The 20,991-nt window shown below is 40.5% G+C and carries 20 protein-coding genes; 7 read left to right on the top strand and 13 right to left on the bottom strand.

Going from position 1 to position 20,991, the window contains the following annotated elements; translation table 11 throughout:
• The first annotated feature begins 262 nt into the window (after window positions 1–262).
• Genes AN395_RS00660 through AN395_RS00640 form a run of 5 tightly spaced genes read left to right on the top strand, consistent with a single transcriptional unit; the run spans window position 263 to window position 6,397 of the window.
• Window positions 263–1,471: an amidase family protein gene (locus AN395_RS00660; RefSeq protein ID WP_054981717.1), complete on the top strand. Its 1,209-nt coding sequence runs from the start codon at window positions 263–265 to the stop codon at window positions 1,469–1,471.
• Window positions 1,468–3,042 (top strand): gamma-glutamyltransferase family protein, encoded by a 1,575-nt coding sequence (locus tag AN395_RS00655; protein WP_054981716.1) that lies wholly within the window; start codon window positions 1,468–1,470, stop codon window positions 3,040–3,042. The genes AN395_RS00660 and AN395_RS00655 overlap by 4 nt, the downstream gene beginning before the upstream one ends.
• Window positions 3,039–3,863, top strand: a complete 825-nt coding sequence (locus AN395_RS00650) for a sulfite exporter TauE/SafE family protein (RefSeq protein ID WP_054981715.1) — start codon at window positions 3,039–3,041, stop codon at window positions 3,861–3,863. The genes AN395_RS00655 and AN395_RS00650 overlap by 4 nt, the downstream gene beginning before the upstream one ends.
• Before the next feature lie 3 nt (window positions 3,864–3,866).
• Window positions 3,867–5,096, top strand: a complete 1,230-nt coding sequence (locus AN395_RS00645; protein ID WP_004587084.1) for an alanine--glyoxylate aminotransferase family protein — start codon at window positions 3,867–3,869, stop codon at window positions 5,094–5,096.
• A gap of 14 nt (window positions 5,097–5,110) precedes the next feature.
• Window positions 5,111–6,397, top strand: a complete 1,287-nt coding sequence (locus tag AN395_RS00640; RefSeq protein ID WP_054981714.1) for an allantoate amidohydrolase — start codon at window positions 5,111–5,113, stop codon at window positions 6,395–6,397.
• Window positions 6,398–6,507: 110 nt separating this feature from the next.
• On the opposite strand, the gene AN395_RS00635 is transcribed toward AN395_RS00640, so the two are convergent.
• The 10 genes from AN395_RS00635 to AN395_RS00580 form a co-directional block, all read right to left on the bottom strand.
• On the bottom strand, window positions 6,508–7,068 hold the full coding sequence (locus tag AN395_RS00635) for a YrbL family protein (RefSeq protein WP_157683936.1): 561 nt from the start codon (window positions 7,066–7,068) through the stop codon (window positions 6,508–6,510).
• 418 nt (window positions 7,069–7,486) lie between these two features.
• Complete coding sequence (locus tag AN395_RS00625; protein WP_004587081.1) at window positions 7,487–7,798, bottom strand: hypothetical protein; 312 nt, start codon at window positions 7,796–7,798, stop codon at window positions 7,487–7,489.
• Window positions 7,799–8,066: 268 nt separating this feature from the next.
• Complete coding sequence (locus AN395_RS00620) at window positions 8,067–9,605, bottom strand: glucan biosynthesis protein (RefSeq protein WP_054981711.1); 1,539 nt, start codon at window positions 9,603–9,605, stop codon at window positions 8,067–8,069.
• A 422-nt stretch (window positions 9,606–10,027) separates the two neighbouring features.
• Entirely contained in the window at window positions 10,028–10,780 is a 753-nt protein-coding gene (locus AN395_RS00615) for an SDR family oxidoreductase (protein ID WP_054981710.1), read from the bottom strand.
• A 651-nt stretch (window positions 10,781–11,431) separates the two neighbouring features.
• Entirely contained in the window at window positions 11,432–12,079 is a 648-nt protein-coding gene (locus AN395_RS00605; protein ID WP_404821062.1) for a Vat family streptogramin A O-acetyltransferase, read from the bottom strand.
• Window positions 12,080–12,185: 106 nt separating this feature from the next.
• Window positions 12,186–12,665 (bottom strand): hypothetical protein, encoded by a 480-nt coding sequence (locus AN395_RS00600; protein ID WP_054981709.1) that lies wholly within the window; start codon window positions 12,663–12,665, stop codon window positions 12,186–12,188.
• Complete coding sequence (locus AN395_RS00595; RefSeq protein WP_054981708.1) at window positions 12,662–13,504, bottom strand: hypothetical protein; 843 nt, start codon at window positions 13,502–13,504, stop codon at window positions 12,662–12,664. Before AN395_RS00595 ends, AN395_RS00600 begins: the two co-directional genes overlap by 4 nt.
• A 134-nt stretch (window positions 13,505–13,638) precedes the next feature.
• Window positions 13,639–14,961, bottom strand: coding sequence for a DUF6602 domain-containing protein (locus AN395_RS00590; RefSeq protein ID WP_054981707.1), 1,323 nt, complete (start codon window positions 14,959–14,961; stop codon window positions 13,639–13,641).
• Window positions 14,962–15,320: 359 nt separating this feature from the next.
• Complete coding sequence (locus AN395_RS00585) at window positions 15,321–15,572, bottom strand: Rho-binding antiterminator (protein WP_054981706.1); 252 nt, start codon at window positions 15,570–15,572, stop codon at window positions 15,321–15,323.
• Window positions 15,573–15,589: 17 nt separating this feature from the next.
• Window positions 15,590–16,429, bottom strand: a complete 840-nt coding sequence (locus AN395_RS00580; protein WP_054981705.1) for a DUF417 family protein — start codon at window positions 16,427–16,429, stop codon at window positions 15,590–15,592.
• A gap of 358 nt (window positions 16,430–16,787) precedes the next feature.
• Between AN395_RS00580 and AN395_RS00575 the strand changes: the two genes are divergently transcribed.
• On the top strand, window positions 16,788–17,153 hold the full coding sequence (locus AN395_RS00575) for an N-acetyltransferase (protein ID WP_054981704.1): 366 nt from the start codon (window positions 16,788–16,790) through the stop codon (window positions 17,151–17,153).
• Window positions 17,154–17,156: 3 nt separating this feature from the next.
• On the opposite strand, the gene AN395_RS00570 is transcribed toward AN395_RS00575, so the two are convergent.
• The 3 genes from AN395_RS00570 to AN395_RS00565 form a co-directional block, all read right to left on the bottom strand.
• Window positions 17,157–17,792, bottom strand: a complete 636-nt coding sequence (locus AN395_RS00570) for a trimeric intracellular cation channel family protein (protein ID WP_004587070.1) — start codon at window positions 17,790–17,792, stop codon at window positions 17,157–17,159.
• A 491-nt stretch (window positions 17,793–18,283) separates the two neighbouring features.
• Window positions 18,284–18,451 (bottom strand): hypothetical protein, encoded by a 168-nt coding sequence (locus AN395_RS19455; protein ID WP_157683935.1) that lies wholly within the window; start codon window positions 18,449–18,451, stop codon window positions 18,284–18,286.
• A gap of 155 nt (window positions 18,452–18,606) precedes the next feature.
• Entirely contained in the window at window positions 18,607–19,761 is a 1,155-nt protein-coding gene (locus AN395_RS00565; protein ID WP_004587069.1) for an iron-containing alcohol dehydrogenase, read from the bottom strand.
• 221 nt (window positions 19,762–19,982) lie between these two features.
• Here AN395_RS00565 and AN395_RS00560 point away from each other — a divergent pair, with 221 nt between their 5' ends.
• The gene (locus AN395_RS00560) at window positions 19,983–20,882 is read left to right on the top strand and encodes a LysR family transcriptional regulator (RefSeq protein WP_054981703.1); all 900 of its coding nucleotides are present in this window, start codon (window positions 19,983–19,985) and stop codon (window positions 20,880–20,882) included.
• The last annotated feature ends 109 nt before the right edge of the window (window positions 20,883–20,991 follow it).

Raw genomic sequence — 20,991 nt, 5'->3', positions numbered from 1 at the left:
TATTTTTATAAATATCTGCTAAACCCCATACAAACCAAACAAAACCTGACCGAACGGACAACTTTATTGCATTTGGCATTGCTTTTGCTTAGCTTTTAGGCAATATAATAGCTAACCGATTAAAAAGCGGATCAGGCTCTGTAAAATAAAAATAAGATGTTACGCAGTGGGCTGAAAAATAATAATAACTAATTCGTCTTTTTAATCACCCTAAATCTGATTATAACCAGTTGGTCAGATTTACTTTATAACGAGTGGTGATATGAGTACCAAAACACATAATAATTTTACCGGTATTTTTTGTGACCATGGCCCTAACGCATGGCAAACACAAACCCACGGCACACTTGTAAATAAGCGCCTTGCAGTAAAAGATGTATTTGCTGTTAAAGGCGAGCGCAACAGCGCAGGTAACCCAAGCTGGTTTAAAGCAGCAAAACCTGCACAGCAAACAGCAAGTGCCGTAAACAAACTAATGAATGAGGGTTGTCGCTTTACAGGCTTTACCCATACCGATGAGCTGGCTTACAGCTTAGAGGGCAATAACATTCACTATGGTGCAGCACAAAACCCAAAACTTAAAGGCCATGCAAGTGGCGGCTCAAGTATGGGCTCGGCAGCAGCTGTGGCGGTTAACCTAGCCGATATTGGCTTAGGCACTGATACTGGTGGCTCTATAAGGATACCGGCAAGTTATTGTGGCTTATTTGGTATAAGGCCAAGCCATAACGTAATTGAAAAAGATGGCCTAATTCCGCTAGCGCCCCCATTTGATACCATTGGCTGGCTTACGCAAAATGCAGAGCTGCTAAGCGATGTAGGCAATGTACTGTTACCAAATCAAGCTATTAATAACGTTGATACCTTAGTTATTTGCGAGCCATTATTTGAGCTGGTTGACCCTGCTTTACAAGCCCCGCTTAAACAATTACTTGAAAAAACCAAACCTTATTTTAAACACCATAAAGAATTTGAACTGCCTAACAGCAGCTTATTAAGCGAACTGGCTGACAGCTTTAGAATACTGCAAGGGCGAGCAATCGCAAAAACGCATAAAGATTGGCTTCAATTGCCTGGGCAACTTCCCCAGTTTGCTCCGGCAATTGCGGCACGTTTTAACATGGCGCTTGCCCTAACCGCCCAAGAAGAGCAAGAAGCACTAAATGTACAAACCCAATGGCAAACACTAATCGCTAAAAACCTAAACACAAACAATTGTTTATTTTTGCCAACCACACCCACAACTGCACCTAAATTGGGCGCCGACACAAGCGCCTTACGTATGCAAATAATTACCTTATCGGCCATTGCGGGCTTGACCCGCTCGGCGCAAGTACACTTACCATTGGCTAATTTAGAAAATGGCCACCCGTATGGGTTTTCATTAATGATGAGCCACGGCAACGATAAAAGCCTACTTGCCTGCGTACAACAATTAGCTGCCCACTTTAAACAGGACACACTTGCATGAGCACACACAACATTGCCTTTACTGCCCCGCATTTTGCAGCAACCGAGGCAGGCACCTTAATACTAAAACAAGGCGGTACAGCCACCGAAGCCATGGTAGCGGCAGCGGCTGCTATTAGCGTGGTATATCCGCATATGAACTCAATTGGCGGCGACAGTTTTTGGCTTATTGATAATCCAAACCAAAGTATACCCACTGCCATTGATGCCTGCGGGCGCGCACCAAACGATATAAGCGCCTATAGCAATGAGCCACACATACCAGAGCGCGGCGGTTTAAGCGCATTGACCCAAGCTGCAACATTACGCGGCTGGCAAAAAGCCCTTGCGGTAGATGAGCACGCAGCTCTTTCGCTAAGTACTATTTTAGCCCCAGCCATAAAGCTCGCGCGCGAAGGCTTTACAGTATCTAAAAGCTTGCAAGCAGGCTGCGAAAAGCTTGCCACTGCTTCAAACACTAATGCTGCATTCAAAGAACTTTACATACCTAATGGTAAACCGTTGCAAGCGGGCCAACATTTTAAAAACCCAAAACTTGCCAGTACCTTTGAGCACTTAGCCGAGCATGGCTTAAATGCCTTTTACCAAGGCCCTTTAGCAGAGTCGTTTGCAAACGATTTAGATGCCGCAGGCAGTGCAATTACACGCGCTGACATTGCCAATACGCAGGCCGATTTAGTAACGCCGCTCAGTGCTAATTTATCGGGCATACAGTGTTATAACTTACCCGCCCCCACACAAGGCGTACATTCTCTGCAAATAATTGGCGCTGTTAATAAACTAAAACATTTAGCCAAAACAGAGGCTGATTGGATGCACTTAATTGTTGAGGCAACCAAACAAAGCTTTACTCACCGCCCTACACTTTGGGCCGACCCAGACGCGCTTGGCGATGATTATAAAAACGCATTAACTGATGAGCGCTTAAGTGCGCTTGCCAGCAATATAGATATGAGCCAAGCCAAGCAATGGCCATTTAATGCAGAGCCAGGCGATACCGTTTGGATGGCCGCACGGGATAAAAACGGCCAACTAGTAAGCTTTATTCAAAGTGTTTACTGGGAATTTGGCAGCGGCATTTTGATGAGCGAAGGCGGCTTTGTGTGGAATAACCGCGGTTTAAGTTTTAGTTTAAATAGCAACGATGCCAATGCCTTAAAAGCGCATAAAAAACCGGCTCATACACTCAACCCTGCTTTAGCAAAATTTGACGATGGTAGGCGCCTTGCCTACGGCACCATGGGCGGCGAAGGCCAGCCACAAACACAAGCTGCTGTATTTAGTGGTTACGCATGGCGTAATAAATCAATTACCCAAGCAGTAAGCGATCCGCGTTGGTTATTAGGGCGCACCTGGGGCGATACAAGCACAAATTTAAAGGTAGAGCAAAGCTTAGTAATTCAAGTTAAACATGAATTAAATCAACGTGACCACGACTGGGTAAGCGTTGATAATAACAATGAAATGATGGGTCATGCAGGTGCCATTTTAGATACGCCTACCAGCCTTGAAGCAGCCACCGATCCTCGTTCAGATGGTCGCGCAACAGTAACTACAGCAGGAACACAATGACAGAAATAATAAATCAATGGCCGATTATAGCGGCCTTAATAGCAACCGGTATTTTTGCAGGTATTTTAGCAGGCCTATTTGGTGTAGGCGGCGGCATAGTAATTGTGCCTGTGCTGTACTTTTTACTGCAAGGCTTTGGCGTAAGCCCTGAGTCGGCCATGATGATAGCCACAGCGACATCGCTTGCCACCATAGTGCCTACTTCTATTTCGTCGATTCGCTCGCACCATGCAAAAGGCAATATTGACCTTGCTTTAATTAAATACTGGGCCCCGTTTATTTTGGTAATGGCCGTGATATGTAGCTACTTAGCTCATTCTATACGCGGTAATGCGTTGGTATTTATGTTTGCCTGTATTGCCATTTTAGTAAGTTTAAACATGTTATTTAGAGCCGGCGCGCCTGCCCTAGTTAGTAAATTACCTGGTAAATTTGGCCAAGGCATTATGGCAAGTATTGTCGGTGGTTTATCGGTAATGATTGGCATAGGTGGCGGCACTATTGGCGTACCTATGCTAAACGCGTTTAACGTACGTGCTCATGTTGCCGTTGGCACCGCTGCTGTATTTGGCTTATTAATCGCGTTACCGGGCGTTATTACTTTATTAAGTATTGGTACTACACCCACCGATGCGCCGCTTGGCACGTGGGGCCTTGTAAACCTACCTGCTTTTATACTTATTATTCCGCTTACTATTTTGTTTGCCCCTATTGGCGTAAAAATTGGTAGCAAGCTAGATCAAAAACAATTAAAACGCGCCTTTGCCGTTGTATTAATGATAACGGGCATTCGTATGCTTATTCAGACTCTGGGAGCCTAAAACATGTTTAGCGACACGCAAATTCAAACTTTAAATCCGCCACAGCGATTACTCATGGGCCCAGGCCCAATAAATGCAGATCCACGCGTGCTACGTGCTATGTCGGCGCAGCTAATTGGCCAATACGACCCAGTAATGACCGGCTTTATGAACGAAACCATGGCCCGCTACCGCGAAATTTTTAAAACCAAAAACGAATGGACCATGTTAGTTGATGGCACATCACGCGCAGGGATAGAAGCCGTTTTATGCTCTATTTTACGCCCAGGCGATAAAGTACTGGTGCCCATTATGGGCCGCTTTGGCCACTTGCTTGCTGAAATAGCCGAGCGCGTAGGCGCAAAAGTACACACCATAGAAGTCCCGTGGGGCGAGGTATTTACGCCCGAACAAATAGAAAAAGCCATTGTTGATGTAAAACCCCATGTACTTGCTATGGTACAGGGCGATACCTCTACAACCATGAACCAACCCCTTGAACACATTGGCGATATTTGCCAAAAGCACGACGTATTATTTTACTGCGATGCCACCGCTTCGATTGTAGGTAACGATTTACCCGCCGATGAGTGGAAACTCGATGCGCTTTCGGTTGGTTTGCAAAAATGTTTAGGTGGCCCGTCTGGCTCTGCCCCTTTAACACTGAGCGATAAATGCGCCGATTGGATCCAAAAACGCAAAAAAGTAGAAGCGGGTATTCGTACCGCGCAGCATACCGATGGCACAGAGCCATTTGTACGCTCAAACTACTTTGATTTAGGCATGATCATGAATTACTGGGGCGAAGAGCGCCTTAACCACCACACCGAAGCCACCAGCATGCTGTATTGCGCATCAGAATGTGCTCGCATTGTTATTGAAGAAGGCGTTGATAACTGCGTTGCCCGCCACAAGTTACACGGCGATGCCATGCTAACGGGTATTCAAGCGCTGGGCTTAAACGTATTTGGCGACTTAAACCATAAAATGAACAACGTAGTGGGTGTTTATATACCCGAGGGCATTAATGCTGACCACGTACGCGGACAAATGCTAACCGACTTTGGTATTGAAATTGGCACCTCGTTTGGGCCGCTGCATGGCAAAATTTGGCGTATTGGCACCATGGGTTACAACGCCCGTAAAGATGCCGTATTACAAACATTGGCAAGCCTAGATGCCTGCTTACACGCCAACGGCTATAAAGGCCCTAAAGGCGAAGCCGCTATTGCCGCCCTTGCCCATTATAAATAAAAAAAGGATTTAGCATGACGATTGCAAGCCCCCTCCATGAGCCATTATTAAACAGTGAGCTGGCTAATAAATTTGCCGCGCGCGCGTTATTGCGCTGTAAAACGCTCAGTGGCCTATCGCAAATGCAAGGTGGCATTCACCGTGTGTATTTATCTAAAGAGCACAAAGAGTGTAACCGTGTAACTGCCGCGTGGATGGCTGAGGCGGGCATGCAATCGTGGCAAGACGAAGTCGGCAATTTATGGGGGCGCTTAGCATCATCTAACCCAAACGCTAAACGATTAATTATTGGCTCACACCTAGACACCGTACCAAATGCCGGCGCATTTGATGGCATTTTAGGTGTGCTACTCGGTATTGAAATAGCCGCCCTTGCACACACACTTAAGCTTGATTTACCATTTCATTTAGATGTAGTGGGCTTTTGTGATGAAGAAGGCACCCGCTTTGCCACCACGTTAATTGGCTCAAAAGCACTGGCGAACGATTTTGACCCCCAGTGGTTAAATATACAAGATACAAACGGCATTAGCATGCGCCAAGCCATGCTTGATTTTGGCCTAAACCCTGATGATTACGCTAAAGCCGCCCTTAACAAAAACGAATTACTCGGTTATTGGGAAACCCACATAGAGCAAGGCCCAGTGCTTGAATCGGTAAACCAGGCGCTAGGCGTAGTAACCGCTATTGCTGGCGCCAAACGCGCTATGATCACCCTATCAGGCCAAAGCGGCCATGCAGGCACTACGCCAATGAACTTACGCCAAGATTCGTTAGTTGGCTGCGCCGAGCTTACCCTTGCCATAGAGCAACTAGCAAAAAACGCGAGTAATGGTGAAGTCGCCACCGTAGGGCAAATTCATGCTCGCCCAGGCGCAACAAACGTTATTGCCGGTAAAACGACAATAAGCCTAGATGCACGCGCACAAAATGATGCCGACCTAGCAGTATTACTTAATGCAATACATACCCGCGCCGATCAAATTGCAACATCGCGTAATTTAACGCTTGATTGGCAGTGGACACATGCGGCCGACGCCGTAGCGTGCGACACTCAAATTCAGCAATTGTTTAGCAGTGCCTGTAAATTGAATAACCAAGCATCACCTTCACTTGCCTCTGGCGCTGGGCACGATGCCATGGCTATTGCCCCTATTTGCCCAGTGGGCATGCTATTTATACGCAGCCCTGGCGGGATAAGCCATCACCCCGCAGAAGCTGTTATTGATGAGGATGTAACAAAAGCCCTTAGCGTAATGTACAGCGCACTCATGCTGTATGTAAAAGAGTTAGAAAAGTAACTAACGGTTATTAAGCGCAGGGTAGGTTATGTGCTGTTAGCTTAGCCCTGCGTATTAAACGAGGCTGTGGTTATTAATTAAAGCCAGTATTTAAAGTCGGTGTTTAAAACTTAATTAAGGCTTAAACCAAGCTCATTTAAACTCGTTTCAAAGCGCTGCCATTTTCTATTTATTTTACGCTTAGCCGATGAGCTCACGTAATTACTAATAGGAAAAAACTCAGTATTACCAATATCATCAACAACAACACACCGCTCAATGGTGCCGTTATTATTAACACACGCTATATTGCGTGGTTTTATTTCTTTGGTGATCACTAAATTGTGTAATAAATAATCTTTTAAATTTAATAGTGGCTCAGCTAATGCTTCACTATTTGGCTGATTTAAATAATATTCTAGCGTTTTAGCCGGCTGATTATTTGCATCAATCACTAAGTCAAACACGTACCCTGTGCCAATATTGGTGTGTACCGTACCATGGTATCGCGCTAACAACTGCCACTGAATATTTCGGTTACTAAGTCGCTTATAATAAGCCAGCTCTTGGTCTTGCTCCTGCGAAAACCCTTCATGGCTTACTTTTATACATAAATTATGTGCCTCAGGGTGCCTGTAACACGTTCTATGCGCCCCTTTACCCACAATTAAATCGTCATTCAATGAGATCAAACCAATTTTCGTCCTAACGTAAATTTACAAATACCAATTCGCTTAATTAAGTAACCTGTTTTGAGGATTGGTATAAAACGAGGTAAATAACAACGCCATAATATTGCACGCTTAGTATTTACATCTATTAATGCAGCTTTTAATACTATGTCAGTAATAAAGTAGGTACATTCGTTAAATAAGCCGGCCATTTTAACTATAAATCAGGGTTTATCAAGGTAAATTAGCTACAGTTTGGATGTATTAAAGGCTAAGGTAGATTTGCTTTTGTATTATTATTAAAACGAATACCAGGCTATTGAGATAAGGAAGAAGAACAAAAAATTTAGATTTATTCGCGGTAGCTAACCTAGTCTTACAAATAAATATTTAGATAGTAGAAGCCCCGTTTTTACTTTCTAAATACTCTGGTATATAGCTAAACCGACTTTGTATATTTGTATTCGCATGATACAACAGCTGCACATAAGCCACTAAAAGCTAAAATACAAACTGCAGAAACTGCACCCCAAATTGACATTATCATCACAGGTAAACCGGCATTTGGTGCAGACATAACTATTCCATTCCCTAAATCTTTAGGTGCGCCAAGGTTAGAAAAAACACCAAATAAACCAATGCAAATAGCTATAAAAAACAGTATATAACTCAAAAACCCAAGCACTCTAGAAGCGATAAGCAGGCCCTTAAGGTTTTCTGTTTTAATTGTTGAGTATGGGTAAAGTTTCATATATATCCTTAATTTAATTACTTTTATTATTTTTCCTGATCGAATGTTTATTATTCACACAAGCAAACATAAAAACAAGTAGGAGCAACTTAAAATAGCTAAATTCACCAAGTAGTTAGCCAAGCATATTAAATTTATAACTAAGTATTAGATGTATATTGAAATAAGAGAATTGCTTTAGCTAACCTTCGCTAAAAACATTTATTTTGCAGTTATTCGGGTGGCTACATAAAACTAATTATAGGGCCACCCGTTTTAATTTTTATAGTTACTCAATCGTTACCTTTGCATCACTTACCCATGTTTCGGTTATCGCCTCTTCGTTTTTATCAACCAAATACGCGCGTATGCTTACGGGGTCGTTATTGCTCTGTTTGTAGTCAAATGCTAATCGCCATTGGTTGGTACCCACTATTGGGTAAGCACCAATTGGCTCAAGTATTTCGCCGTTACTGGCTTCAACAATAGGCTTTATGCCACTTTCTCTATCTAGGCCTTTAAATACTGGGCCTTCAAAATCAATCACCATTTTGTTTACGCCCTCAGGAATAGGCTGGCCAGGAATTCCGCCCTGCCCTTGGCGAGTATTAACAACACTTGCTAGTTTTTTTGATTTTGGATCGAGTGGACGCCACTCAATATCATAAGAAAAGGTAAACTCATCGCCTTTACGTACCTCTTTTTCAGGCACCCAATAAGCAACAATGTTATCAAACGTTTCATCTTTAGTTGGGATTTCGATTAGCTGCACAGCGCCTCTCCCCCAATCGCCCGTAGGCTTGATCCACGCTGATGAGCGCTTATTGTAAAACACGCCGTCGTCTTGGTAGTTATTAAAGTCACGATCTCTTTGGATTAAACCAAAGCCTTTAGGGTTCTCATCAATAAAGCTATTGGTCGACACCGACTGCGGATTATTTAACGGTCGCCAAATATACTGGCCCGACCCAGTATGAATCGCTAAGCCATCGCTGTCGTGAATTTCTGGGCGCCAGTCTTTCGCTACCGTTTTATCTTTTTCTGAGTACCAGTACATGCTGGTTAGCGGCGCTATACCTAAGCGCTCTACATCGGCGCGCATATACAAATTAGCACTTACAGAGGTAACATGCCCTTTGGCCTCTTTGTTGTCTTTACTTAAACCAAACCGATAAGCACCTGTAACAGAGGGCCCCTCAAGCAATGCCCACACAGACATGCTCTCACCTTTATTTTCTGCAGGGCCTAACCAAAATGCCGAAAAGCGTGGAAATTCTTCTGGCTCACTCATACCGGTATTAATTGCAATACCGCGGGCCGACAACCCATATTGCCCCTCAGGGCCATCAGTTCTAAAATAAGACGCCCCCAAAAACGATATCCAATCTGGTTTTATATCGGGGCGCATAATTCTAAAGCCTGCAAACCCAAACCCTTCTGGCAGGTCGTGGGCAGGGCTATCGGCAGGCATATCAAAAAGTGCATTATTAAAAGGCAGTTCTTTAACGTTGTTTTTATCATCTCTGATGAAAATACTTACCGGCTCAGGAAAATATCGCCCAGGGTAAAATAATTGCACCGGTGCCTTTTTGCCATTTGGGTAGAGGGTTTCATCTTCTTTAAAGCGTATTTTCCAATGTTCGTCATAGGTAATTTTATCAATAAGCTCAGGGGCTGGCACTTCCACAGGCGTATAAGGCTTTTTGGCAGAGGCTTTTGCCATTGCTTTTAAATCTTCAAAAGTAAACTTAGCACTTGCTTGTGCTTGCGCCGCATGTAACGACACAGAGGAGGCAATAATAGCGGCAATAAATAACTTTAACTTCATAAAAAGTATCTCTAATAAAGGGAGTCTAAAAATAAGCGCCCAGTACGAACGCCTAACTTAAAATGCTTGTAAAGATATTACACACCGCAATATGAACTCGCGTTTACTAAAATAACGTTATTTGGCGAAGCTTTTATGCTTCGCTGTGTTTAGGGGAGATTGTATTTGAATAGTTGCGTTTGAATAGCTGTATTAAATAAATGCGGCTGATATAGCTTTTACTTAGTTAAAGCCAGATAGTGCTTTAAAATCGAAATGCTGATCTGTGCGTCGCTGCTAGGCTTATTATAACTACCTGATTAATGCAGGCTTGTGAACAAGAACTGAGAAGTCGAGTAGCATATTCAATCCTTTTTTAGCTTATAACACCCACTTAAAAGTGTTAAGCGTGAGGAATTGCCATTACATTGGTTTGCTATGTATTAAAGGCCACCACATAAGTCTAAAAAATTTCCTGTCGAAAACGATGACTTTGCTGATGAAAGCCAATAAATAGCTTCGGCCACCTCCTCAGGTTCACCTCCGCGCTTAAGAGGAATAAGCTCCTTTAACCTTTCTACTCTTTCAGGTTCACCACCATCAGCGTGCATTTGCGTATTAATTAGCCCAGGACGCACACAATTAACTCTAATTCCTTCACAAGCAACCTCTAGTGATAAACCTTTAGTGAGTGTATCTATAGCCCCTTTTGAGGCAGCATAATCAATATATTCATTCGGTGAACCCGAACGAGATGCCCCCGATGAAACATTTACAATAACCCCACCGTTTCCGCCATGGCGTGTAGACATACGCTTTATGGCCTCTCGACAGCACAAGAAGTAACTAGTCACGTTGTTTGCTAAAATAGTATTAATTCTTTCAGCTGTTAAATCCTCCAAACGCGACTGCTTACGTAAAATACCAGCATTATTAACAAGTACTGATAAAGGGCCTAGCTCTGCATCAATTTTTTTAAACAGTCTTAGCACATCTTTCTCTACCGAAACATCTGCTTGGACTGTAATACAACGATTACCTGCAGCCCTAATATCGCTTGCGACAGCTTCGGCCGAAGCTAGATTAGACTTGTAATTGATACAAACGGCATACCCTTTTGATGCAAATAATTTAGATGTAGCAGCACCAATACCTCGACCTCCGCCCGTTATTAAAACCACTTTTGTGTTATTCATAAGTCATCCTTAAATAATGATGATGGAGGAATATAAAATGCTTTGCTAAACAGTAAGTAGTTGGCATAAATTAGCAATACAGGAGTCAAACCAACTGTTTACGTTCTGCTTTACAATTTTTTATTATGCTTAATTTTCTTACTACGTAATTGAATACCAAGTTGCGTGCCTAATAAAACAGCCATTACATGCAGCAAAGCAGAAATTAAATATATTAAAGGCTCCATTGTTATTTCTAACAGTATATATAGTAAGGCACCGACACTTAAGTTAATAAACCAATAAACAGCCGCAACTAAAAAGGTTTTTATACGGCCTCACTGTTTGCTTATAGCCTAAGTAAAAATAAACAAATAAAGAGGCTACAAAACCGAGGACGTATTGAGTATAAATGTGTGATGTGCTTTCAGTCATCTCATCAAAGCCAACAGCATTTGTTGCTATTGTTGATAAAGCAACTAGCAATAAATACAAGCCTACTGAAAAGACTAAAACCCTAGAGTATTTCACAATAATCCTTTAGTAATATAATTAGGCCGTAGATTTGAATGCTAACGCCCCAGTAAGGGGCTAAAAATTGTTTGCTAAAATGTGTAGCGAAGCGAAACTGAGCAAACTGTTTTTAGTCCCGCTTAATTGGCTTGTTAAGTGTCACTTGGCACAATCAAGCTTTGAAAGATCAGCTCCTGCAATTGCTTCAAGATTTAATGTGATTTTCTCTGCTGACCAATCCCACCAAGCTAGTTGAAGTAACTTATCAATGACTGGTTGCTCAAATCGTTTTTTTATTATTTGTGCAGGGTTACCACCGACTACACTATAAGCAGGAACATCTTTGGTAACGACAGACTTACTTGCAATTACAGCACCATGTCCAACTTTAACTCCAGGCATTATTGTAGCTTCATATCCGATCCAAACATCGCTACCTATTTCTGTATCTCCTTTAAATGGTAACTCTCCTTCTTTAGGCATTACTTTTTCCCAACCATTTCCAAATATATAAAATGGATAAGTAGAGAAACCAGAGTTTTTATGGTTAGCACCATTCATTATAAATTTTACATTTTTTGCAATAGCACAAAATTTTCCAATAATTAACTTATCTCCAATAAATGGAAAATGATATAGCACGTTACTTTCGAAGTTTTCAGGGCCGTCAGGATCATCGTAATATGTATAATCACCAACTAATATATTTTCACTTTTTATATAGTTTTTAAGATATCCCACTTGTGGAAATCCATTCATTGGTTCTTTATTATTTGGATTTGGACCTATCAAATCAGACTCCTCAATATTTGTGACACTTAACGCCCGTTTAAGAGTCAAAATATAGTTGGCTAAAATAGGTGAACGTAGTGAACAAAAAGCCAACTGTATTTTGTCCTGCTTGAAATTCTTTTTAAGTATCCGTGTCATGAATAACCATCATGTTTTTTAGTATTGTAATTAAAACTGTAACAAGCTCATATATAACTATAAAAGCAATACTTGCTACAAAAATCTCTAAACTTGAAAAGAGTTTTTGTTTTAGGTATTCAGGTGACAAATCAAAAACACTTAAAGTTAGAGGGTAATCCAATGTTCTTAGATATGGCAGTGCGACTATGAAGCACAGACAAACGACAAGTATTTTTACATCCTTTTCTAAGCTAGTAATAAACCTTGAGAATTTTTGACTAGTTTTTGCTTTTTGTTTGGTTTCTTTAGATGAACCAGACAGAACACTCACCACTATAGAAGTACAGGCAAGAACACCACCTAAGCATGCGCCTAGCACTGGTGGTAATGAACGCTCTAGAATATGAAATGAATCAGCTTCGACGCTAGACAATAAAATAGCTATTGTAACTAATATGGCTAAATAGATTATTGTTTTCATTTTTTGAATGTATACCTATGCCTGATCATTTCAACTATTTCAGCAACATCCTGAGGTTTATAATTTTCCAATTCAAGCTCTGTAATATTGCCATCGATTACAAGCAATTTAGCACGAGTTTTACTTCCAATGCTTTTATATTTATCTTTGAGAGATTTTTTTCCTCGAATATTCCAAGTTCCTGCCCCGTCTTTAACCCAGTCCACCATTGCGTTTAACCAACTAGATGGTTTCAAATTAAGGTTACCATCTGGATTTTTAAACACAGGAGAAAATTCTGAGGCATTTGTTTCATCAACGACTTCATGAAGAAATTCTCCGATTTCTTTCTTTGTGCTACCAAATAGGTTCGGAGCAGCAAGATTAAACTTAACTTCACTTACATACTCAAAAGATTCAAATACTTCCCAAAAAGCGCTATCTACTGTTTTTGGATGAACGTGAGCTCGAACTCCACGCTCAGCTAAAATTATATTATTTGATATGTTTGAGAATGCCTTTGCAGCAACATTGGCACTGCTAAAGACTGAGTTTTTGTTTTCCACAAGAATTACTTGTTCACTTCTATCCCAAAGCCAGACTACGGGTGGAAAATCTTCCTCATTATGAATTTCAAAATTACGGTCATGAAGTTTAACACTGGATTTTTTTGAGATAACTCCAGCCATGTAACCATTTAAATGGTCATTTATATAAACTTTGATAGAGTATTCATCATCCCTTTCTTTTGCCATATCTAGGGCTTTTTCAAACAAGGTTATATCTCTAGCTTGGCCTTGTTCGATAAATAACTCTTCATCCATCGGAAGTAGTGATACCAGTAAAACATTCAATTCCATTTTCGAATACTACTCCATAGTAGATTGAGGATACTTAACGCCTTACTAATGGGCGCATAAATGCTTGGCTAAAATTGGCGACGAAGGAGCACAAGCCAAGCGTTTTGCGTCCTTTTGAGTAACTTGTTATACGTTTATTCCATAAAGATCATATTCATATAAGTAGGTCTGATTTTATTTTCTTCACACCATAAATCGAACTTGTCACGTTCAGATGAAACAAAACCAGTGCCATCGTCATTAGTAATTATATGTGTTAAACCATTAATAGGTCTCAAATAATTGCCATCAACCATAAATTCTCTAGAGCTCGTGAGTGAGTCAACAACATCCTCTATACAAGAGTTTTCATTCTTTTGTAGATGTTCTTGCATACCTTCATCTAACGGTAAATAACCACCCTGCATTGCCATAATATTTATTGCAGACATTTCAGCGGTTCCTATAGCGTACGGTGCCCACACACCATCATTTTCTCGAACAAGTTCTTTTTCTTTGATTTCAATAGTTTTATATAACCATCCTGCTCGATCTTCTATTTCTTTTGGTATAGCTAAGAGTAATGGTTGGATATTATCCATGTGAAGCCCGTCATCCCAAGGCATCTTTACATCAAAATATATTGAAATTTTTGACCAAATTAATTCCAATATCATTTTCGCTGGATTATGCCTAGTTGAAAAAGATATCACCCAAGAATCTTTATCCTTGATAACAGTAAAAGGGATGCCATTTCCTTTAACAATACAATACTCATTAGATGTAACTAGTGTTGGGAGGCTTGGAACTCCAAGTCCTTGAGCGCCTTCTTTTCCTTTCTCCTCAAGGATATTTATAAAAGCGGTTCTTAACCCGTGCTCACTTTTATAACCTTCATAGCCTTGAATAATGCTAACTGGAGCTAACGACTCTTGAACCAGTGCATAGAATAAAATACCTTCGCTTTTCGAAAGACGATGAATATCCAAATATTTCTCTGGTGCTATTTTTCCCGTAATTTGAGAGAAGTGCTTTCTAGCAACTCTAATGTCGGGTTCATAATTTTCGTTTCTTAACTTATTTTCAAAATGTTCTGAAAATCTTTTTCTTATTCCCCCAAGGTGCTCAAATGCATCCACATAATCTTTTTTTCTTAGAGTTTTCTTAACTTCAAAAATACAAAGAATATTTTCAATTTCATATATGTATTCATCCGTTAGACCATATCTGACACCATCACCGTGCACCAACATGCAATCAATCTGTTCCGGTAACATTTCACCGGCTATTGATATAAAGCCAGAGACTACTTGTAAGTTTAAATTCTGTGGAAGAATAAATGCTTGATCGATGCCTTGTTTTGTAACCTGTTCATACGCACTACCTAGTGTAGGCATGTGTGGCATATCGAAACCTTTTAATTTCGTGGTTTCTTCTTCAATAAATGCCTCTAATAGTTGAGAAGCTTTGAAAATCATCGGGGAGCACCATCCTTGAGAAACGTATAACAGCTTATTGAACACCACTTTGGGGGGTTATAACACCCCAAAACGGCGCATATTACATCGCTCAATAATTCCACTAAATAACTGCAATGTAAACAAGCAATTAGGTATGCAGTGAAAAAGCCTTTGTTGCTTTGCACCAAATAACTTTTAATAATGTTATTGGACAAAGTCAAAATAGCTGTTTATGTGAACAGTTCATTCTAAAGGTAAATTTTGCCTTTGTGCATTTAGCACGTATGAGCTAAAGCATTGGCTAAATAAGCAAGCCTTAACATATTGATGATACAAGCTCGCTGGGGTATTTATGATAAAACGAATAGGTAAGGTATTTACTTTACATCAAAGTTCACGTGGTCAAAGTATGGATTACTCTCACGCGCTTTAAGTAGACTAATTGTAGTGAGCACAATAAGCTTTAGCTCGCCGCTTACATTAATGGCAATGCACTCTTGTTTGAGTGCATTGCGTTTTGTATCAGTTGCTACACCACATACACTATCACCATTTTTTAAAATAAGCTCAACGCTTAAATGGTGCATACAGGCAATTTCGATGTAATCGTAATGGTTGCAACTGATCATAACGTCCTCTTTATATATTATTTAGCAGGTTTAAGTAGCATTAAAGTGGCAATAACAATTAAGTTACCTACATACCATAAATCTTTAATTACAAATTGCCCTAAACGCTCTAATAACGTGCTTGAGCTAAACGCGCCGTTTGCGGTAATTAAAAATGTTTGGGTCATTAAAAATACACTTAAACACGCTAAGCCACTAACAATAATAAGCTTTTTATTGTTAAGTAAAATGCCCGCACCAAGTAGTACTGCAAATAATACATCAAACCCACCAATGATATTTGATGCGCCTTGTACGCTAAATACCGTGTATAACCACGACATAAACGGTGAGGTTTCTACTAGGCCTACAATGGCTTTGGCTTCAAATTCATAGAATTTCATGCCGCCAATCCACAGTAACACCATAGCAACCGGTATAAAGTTTAAAAGTACGTGTTGTTTGTCTGTTAGTTTATTTTTATAAAACAAAAATAAATACAAAGGGATAACAGCAAAGTATTTAATTATGCCTTGCCCACTGCCAATAATTGGAAAGCCGCCTAACTGTGCCATCCAGCGGTTACTGGCAAATAGGGTAAGCAAAGGCACTATGCTAACAACTAATGCGAGTATAACTGCAGGCACAGGCTTTATTAATTTTAAATGCGCAGCTAAGGTGGTGACTGCCAACGCAATCATAGCGGTGCCTGTGAGCAAACCTAATGCATTGTTACTGAGTAAGGTATCAAGTTCATAAAAACTAAAGGTAGCTGAGAGTGTGTTTGGGTTTGCACCTAAAGCAAACGATACACCAAGTAATGCAAAGCTGAGTGTAAGTAAAAAGGTGAGTGCGTTATTTGTGTGTGTTATGTTCATTGTGTGCCCATTAAATCTGTAATGGCTAATAAAGACCTAATTTTTACAGAAAGTGATTCAACTAAAGTTAAATTTTTTAAATACAAGGAAGGACATTTTGGTTTTTACGTTTACAAAAGCCACGCCCGAAAAGAGGTTTAACCTGAGCTTTGGTTAAGAGATTTAGATATAGTTGGTTAGTAATGTTACTGGGTCTGTTTTCTCTAGCTAGAAATTTTAAGTGAAAACAAGGCGAATTTGCGCGTCAATAGCTAGCCTATTGCAAGTAGATTCAACGCAGTTAGCGCTAAAAATAGCTGCTTGAGATAGATTTATTAGCCAAGGCTCAGGTTATTAATTATGTCTTAGAAAACTTACTATGGTAGAGCACCTTGAGGTGGCCGGCTTATTTTTAACTGAGCAACAGCATAATGAAAGGGTTGACGAGCAATACGATTGCTCTCATCTCATACAGTTTAATGGTGATACTATAGGTACGTTAAAGTACAAGGTATGGGGTAGCTACATTGAAATAATGCAATTACAAATACACCCCAACCATCAAAATAAAGGCTACGGCAGAGGCGTTATTGAGCAAGTAATTAAAACTGCAAAGTTAAAGCCTATCAAACTAACAGTACTTAAAAACAACCCTGCTAAAGCACTTTATACTCGACTAGGCTTTAAGGTCACTGGGGAAGATAACTATGAGTACCATATGCAAACCCAGCCTATAAATAACTAAGAGCTACTCTCTTTGATCTTTAAAATCTTTTTTTCTGAAAATGGTTAGGTGCCAGCCCCATTTAAGCGAGCCTAATCTTAAAAATACAGTGGTAAAAAGTGAGCCTAAAATACACCAAATGTAATCGACTTCTATGGTAAACAGCGCAGCATAAACTAGGCCGCCTACTAAACAGGCTGAAGCATAGGGCTCGTTTCGCATAACTGAGGGTACTTCGCGGCAAATTACATCGCGTATTAGGCCGCCAAAAATCCCTGTGGTGATCCCCATTGTTATCGCTATTACCATACCTGTACCGCTTATTAAGGCTTTTTCTATCCCCATAATATTAAATAATGCCATACCTATAGCATCGACTAATAAAAAGTAATAGTTATTTACATGAGGTAAGTAACGCACAAAAAATATGGTGGCAATAATAGCGGCGTAAGTTGAGTATAAATACTCAGGCGTAGCTATCCAAAATATAGGTTTATCTAAAAGTATGTCTCTTAGCGTGCCGCCACCTAAAGCTGTAACAGTTGCGACCACCACTACCCCAAAACCACTTATGTTTTTTTCGTAGCCTAGCAGTGCTCCTGCAACCGCAAAAAAAGCCACTCCGAGCAGGCCCAGCACCATAAAGTATTCAGCAGTCATGTGCATTCCCTTTTAAATTTTATACATTGGTGTATCAATTTATATGCCAGATGTAATTAGCAAAAGCCAAAAGCGAGGATTAAAAGTACATTTAAAAACAATGGGTTAATAAATTTTTGATGAAATTAAATGATGGGTTATTGTGATATGCGATATTTAAAAAGGTAATTATTTTAAAAGTGAGTAGTTTTTACACATTATTTATTTTTAGCTGAGTCGCCTTTTTTAGTCAATTACTAAGCTCATTAATATACGTACGGGAAAGTAAATAACGGCTGGAATGCCGAATAACCAATTAGCAAAGCTTTGCGGCATGACATAAAAAGCAACCTGCTTCACCCAATATCTAATACCAACCCGCAATAATACTTAATCATTTTTAGGGGCTAAACGTGTCACTATCTGCGTTAAAAAATTCTCATTTAGAATAACTAAATAACGAATTTTTTGCCTAGCTATCAACACGTTTATCTATCCTCAAAATAGATCACTTAATTAAGCGTAAACTCTAAATATTGCGCTAAAAAGTCATTAAGCGATAAGCTTAAAAATGCTAAATTATTACTTATTAAAACCCATAGTGCATACAAGCCAAGAAGGCCATCGCCCACACTGCCAATATAAGATGAGTAACCAATAAATAATAAAAAGCCGCGCATGGTAAGTCCCTGTTAGCTGTATCGTTAAGTTAAATAATAAACTCGCTTAGTTAATTGCACCATTTAGCTTTTAGCTTTTAGCTTTTAGCTTTTAGCTTTTAGCTTTTTGAGCATAAAAAATGGCGCTAAAAAGCGCCATTCAAAAAACAATTAAATTAAAGCGCTAGGCTTAAAATTTTCTTCGCTTTAGCTATGTCAATATCGCCATGTTCGCCAAGGGCTGTCATGCCGTTACGCTCAAGGTTGTTGGCAACGGCTTCAACCGCGTCTTCACCTAGGTCGTAATCGCCAAGTTTTGTTTTAATGCCCATTTGCTCAAAAAAGTCTTGAGTATGTTTAATGGTTGCATCAATCAGCTCGTTTTTGTCTTGCATATCAAGGCCAAATACACGCTCACCTAACTGAATAATTTTAGCGCGTTTTTGCTCTTGCTGAACAAACATAAGCGGTGGTAATACAATTGCAAGTGTTACAGCGTGATCTAAGCTATAAAGCGCTGTTAGCTCGTGGCCAATCATATGCGTAGACCAATCTTGCGGTACGCCTTGGCCAATTAAGCCATTTAGTGCCATCGTTGCCGACCACATTACGTTTGCACGAACATCGTAATCTTCTGGGTTTTCAAGGGCTTTAGGGCCTTGCTCAATTAGCGTAGATAAAATACCTTCTGCAAAACGGTCTTGCAGTGGCGCATTAACTGGGTACGTTAAGTATTGCTCAATAACATGTACAAACGCATCAACTACACCGTTAGAAATTTGGCGAGTTGGCAGTGAGAATGTATACGTAGGATCAAGCACGGCAAATTGCGGTTGTACAATTGGCGTACCAAAGGCACGTTTTTGCTGGGTTTCTTTACGGGTAACAACCGAGTTACCGTTGCTTTCTGAGCCAGTAGCCGGAAGCGTTAATACCGCGCCAATAGGTAATGCACTTTTTACTTCTGCGCCATTAACTAAAATATCCCAGCCGTCGCCTTCGTATTTTGCTGCTGCCGCTACGTATTTAGCGCCGTCGATAACACTACCGCCGCCTACAGCTAATATAAAGCTAACGTTTTGCTCTTTCACAATTTCTACAGCTTTTGAAAGTGTTTCGTAAGTTGGGTTTGGCTCAACTCCCGAAAACTCCACAAAGTCCACACCTTCAAGTGCATTTACTACATCGTCATATACGCCGTTCTTTTTGATCGAACCGCCACCGTATAAAAACATGACCTTGCCTTGGCTTGGTACGCGGCTTGCGATCTCATTAATTTGATCTTTGCCGAATAAAATCTCGGTGCGGTTTTTAAATGCAAAATTTAACATATTTGTACTCTACTTGGTTACGGGGCTCAGCCCCTGGTGCTCATTGCTTTATAAAATGGGAATTAATAGTTAACTTTCAAGTAATTAATTACCTATTTTATAAATTAAATATGAAAATGTTTAATGTCTAACTGAACGAGCGCAAGTGTACGCGCACTTTACAATAAGTAGAATTCAGTTAATCTTGCTTTACCCATCGGATTTCTGATACCTAATGTTTTATGTCTTATTTTGTACAATTACGCACCTTTGTTGAGGTATATCGTTGTAAAAACATCTCTCGGGCTGCTAAAAATTTGGGGCTTTCGCAACCAGCTGCAACCGCGCATATACAAACAATGGAGTCGGTGGTAGGTAAATCGTTATTTGAGCGGCGTCACCGAGGCGTAGAACCAAGTAATGCCGCCCACGATTTTGCAGGCCAAGTGGCAAATCACCTTGATGCTATAGAGCAAAAAGTTGCCTCTGTACGCACCCGTTCAAACGATGTGAGCGGGACGATTACACTAGCTGGACCCGCCGAATATATTAGTTATGTTGCCTCAGCACAGCTGGCAAATTTGTTACAAGCAGGCAATGTTGATGTGGTCGTGCTGCCTGGTAATCGTGAGCAAATTTATTCAGCGCTCGACACCGGCGTTGCCGATATGGCCATTACAGCCTCTCTGCCCGATAACAAAATTTACGACTTTGAAGTGCTCGACAGCGAAGAGCTAGTACTGGTGGCGCACCGTTTATTAGCGCAAAGCTTAGAGGGGCAAACCATTACGCCAGCACTTTTAAATACGCTGCCGGTGGTCAGTTACGACAGTCAATTACCGCTTATACGCCAGTATTTTGATACTGTATTTAAACAAAGCTGTACGTCAAAAATAATTGCCCGCTGCCCCGACATACGCGCGCTCGCCGGCATAGTAAGAACTGGTGTAGGCTATACCGTGCTGCCTGATTATATATGTCATGACGATATTCAATCGGGTAGATTAATTAAACTTGGTCCGCAAGGGCCGGAAAACAATTTGTACTTAGCGTGGCGTAAAGGGGCGCTTGCTCACCCGCGGCTTAATTATGCCCGCGATGTGTTAATGGCTTTTTCTAATATTAATAAATACGCAAAATAGTTTTTTAACTTATACCAATCCGCATAATTAAGTGATCTATTTTGAGGATGGGTAAACGTGATGATAGCAAGGCAAAAAATTCGCTATTTAGTTGTTCTCGGCAATTGCT

Source organism: Pseudoalteromonas sp. P1-30 (assembly GCF_001400005.1).
Taxonomy (GTDB): domain Bacteria; phylum Pseudomonadota; class Gammaproteobacteria; order Enterobacterales; family Alteromonadaceae; genus Pseudoalteromonas; species Pseudoalteromonas atlantica.
Note: the sequence above shows the minus strand (reverse complement) of the source record. Positions and strands in the feature narration are given on the sequence as shown.

Coding starts and splice junctions, on each gene's coding strand:
- AN395_RS00660 (WP_054981717.1), top strand. CDS start 263: ATGAGTACCAAAACACATAATAATTTTACCGGTATTTTTTGTGACCAT.
- AN395_RS00655 (WP_054981716.1), top strand. CDS start 1,468: ATGAGCACACACAACATTGCCTTTACTGCCCCGCATTTTGCAGCAACC.
- AN395_RS00650 (WP_054981715.1), top strand. CDS start 3,039: ATGACAGAAATAATAAATCAATGGCCGATTATAGCGGCCTTAATAGCA.
- AN395_RS00645 (WP_004587084.1), top strand. CDS start 3,867: ATGTTTAGCGACACGCAAATTCAAACTTTAAATCCGCCACAGCGATTA.
- AN395_RS00640 (WP_054981714.1), top strand. CDS start 5,111: ATGACGATTGCAAGCCCCCTCCATGAGCCATTATTAAACAGTGAGCTG.
- AN395_RS00625 (WP_004587081.1), bottom strand. CDS start 7,798: ATGAAACTTTACCCATACTCAACAATTAAAACAGAAAACCTTAAGGGC.
- AN395_RS00620 (WP_054981711.1), bottom strand. CDS start 9,605: ATGAAGTTAAAGTTATTTATTGCCGCTATTATTGCCTCCTCTGTGTCG.
- AN395_RS00615 (WP_054981710.1), bottom strand. CDS start 10,780: ATGAATAACACAAAAGTGGTTTTAATAACGGGCGGAGGTCGAGGTATT.
- AN395_RS00600 (WP_054981709.1), bottom strand. CDS start 12,665: ATGAAAACAATAATCTATTTAGCCATATTAGTTACAATAGCTATTTTA.
- AN395_RS00595 (WP_054981708.1), bottom strand. CDS start 13,504: ATGGAATTGAATGTTTTACTGGTATCACTACTTCCGATGGATGAAGAG.
- AN395_RS00590 (WP_054981707.1), bottom strand. CDS start 14,961: ATGATTTTCAAAGCTTCTCAACTATTAGAGGCATTTATTGAAGAAGAA.
- AN395_RS00585 (WP_054981706.1), bottom strand. CDS start 15,572: ATGATCAGTTGCAACCATTACGATTACATCGAAATTGCCTGTATGCAC.
- AN395_RS00580 (WP_054981705.1), bottom strand. CDS start 16,429: ATGAACATAACACACACAAATAACGCACTCACCTTTTTACTTACACTC.
- AN395_RS00575 (WP_054981704.1), top strand. CDS start 16,788: ATGGTAGAGCACCTTGAGGTGGCCGGCTTATTTTTAACTGAGCAACAG.
- AN395_RS00570 (WP_004587070.1), bottom strand. CDS start 17,792: ATGACTGCTGAATACTTTATGGTGCTGGGCCTGCTCGGAGTGGCTTTT.
- AN395_RS19455 (WP_157683935.1), bottom strand. CDS start 18,451: ATGCGCGGCTTTTTATTATTTATTGGTTACTCATCTTATATTGGCAGT.
- AN395_RS00565 (WP_004587069.1), bottom strand. CDS start 19,761: ATGTTAAATTTTGCATTTAAAAACCGCACCGAGATTTTATTCGGCAAA.
- AN395_RS00560 (WP_054981703.1), top strand. CDS start 19,983: ATGTCTTATTTTGTACAATTACGCACCTTTGTTGAGGTATATCGTTGT.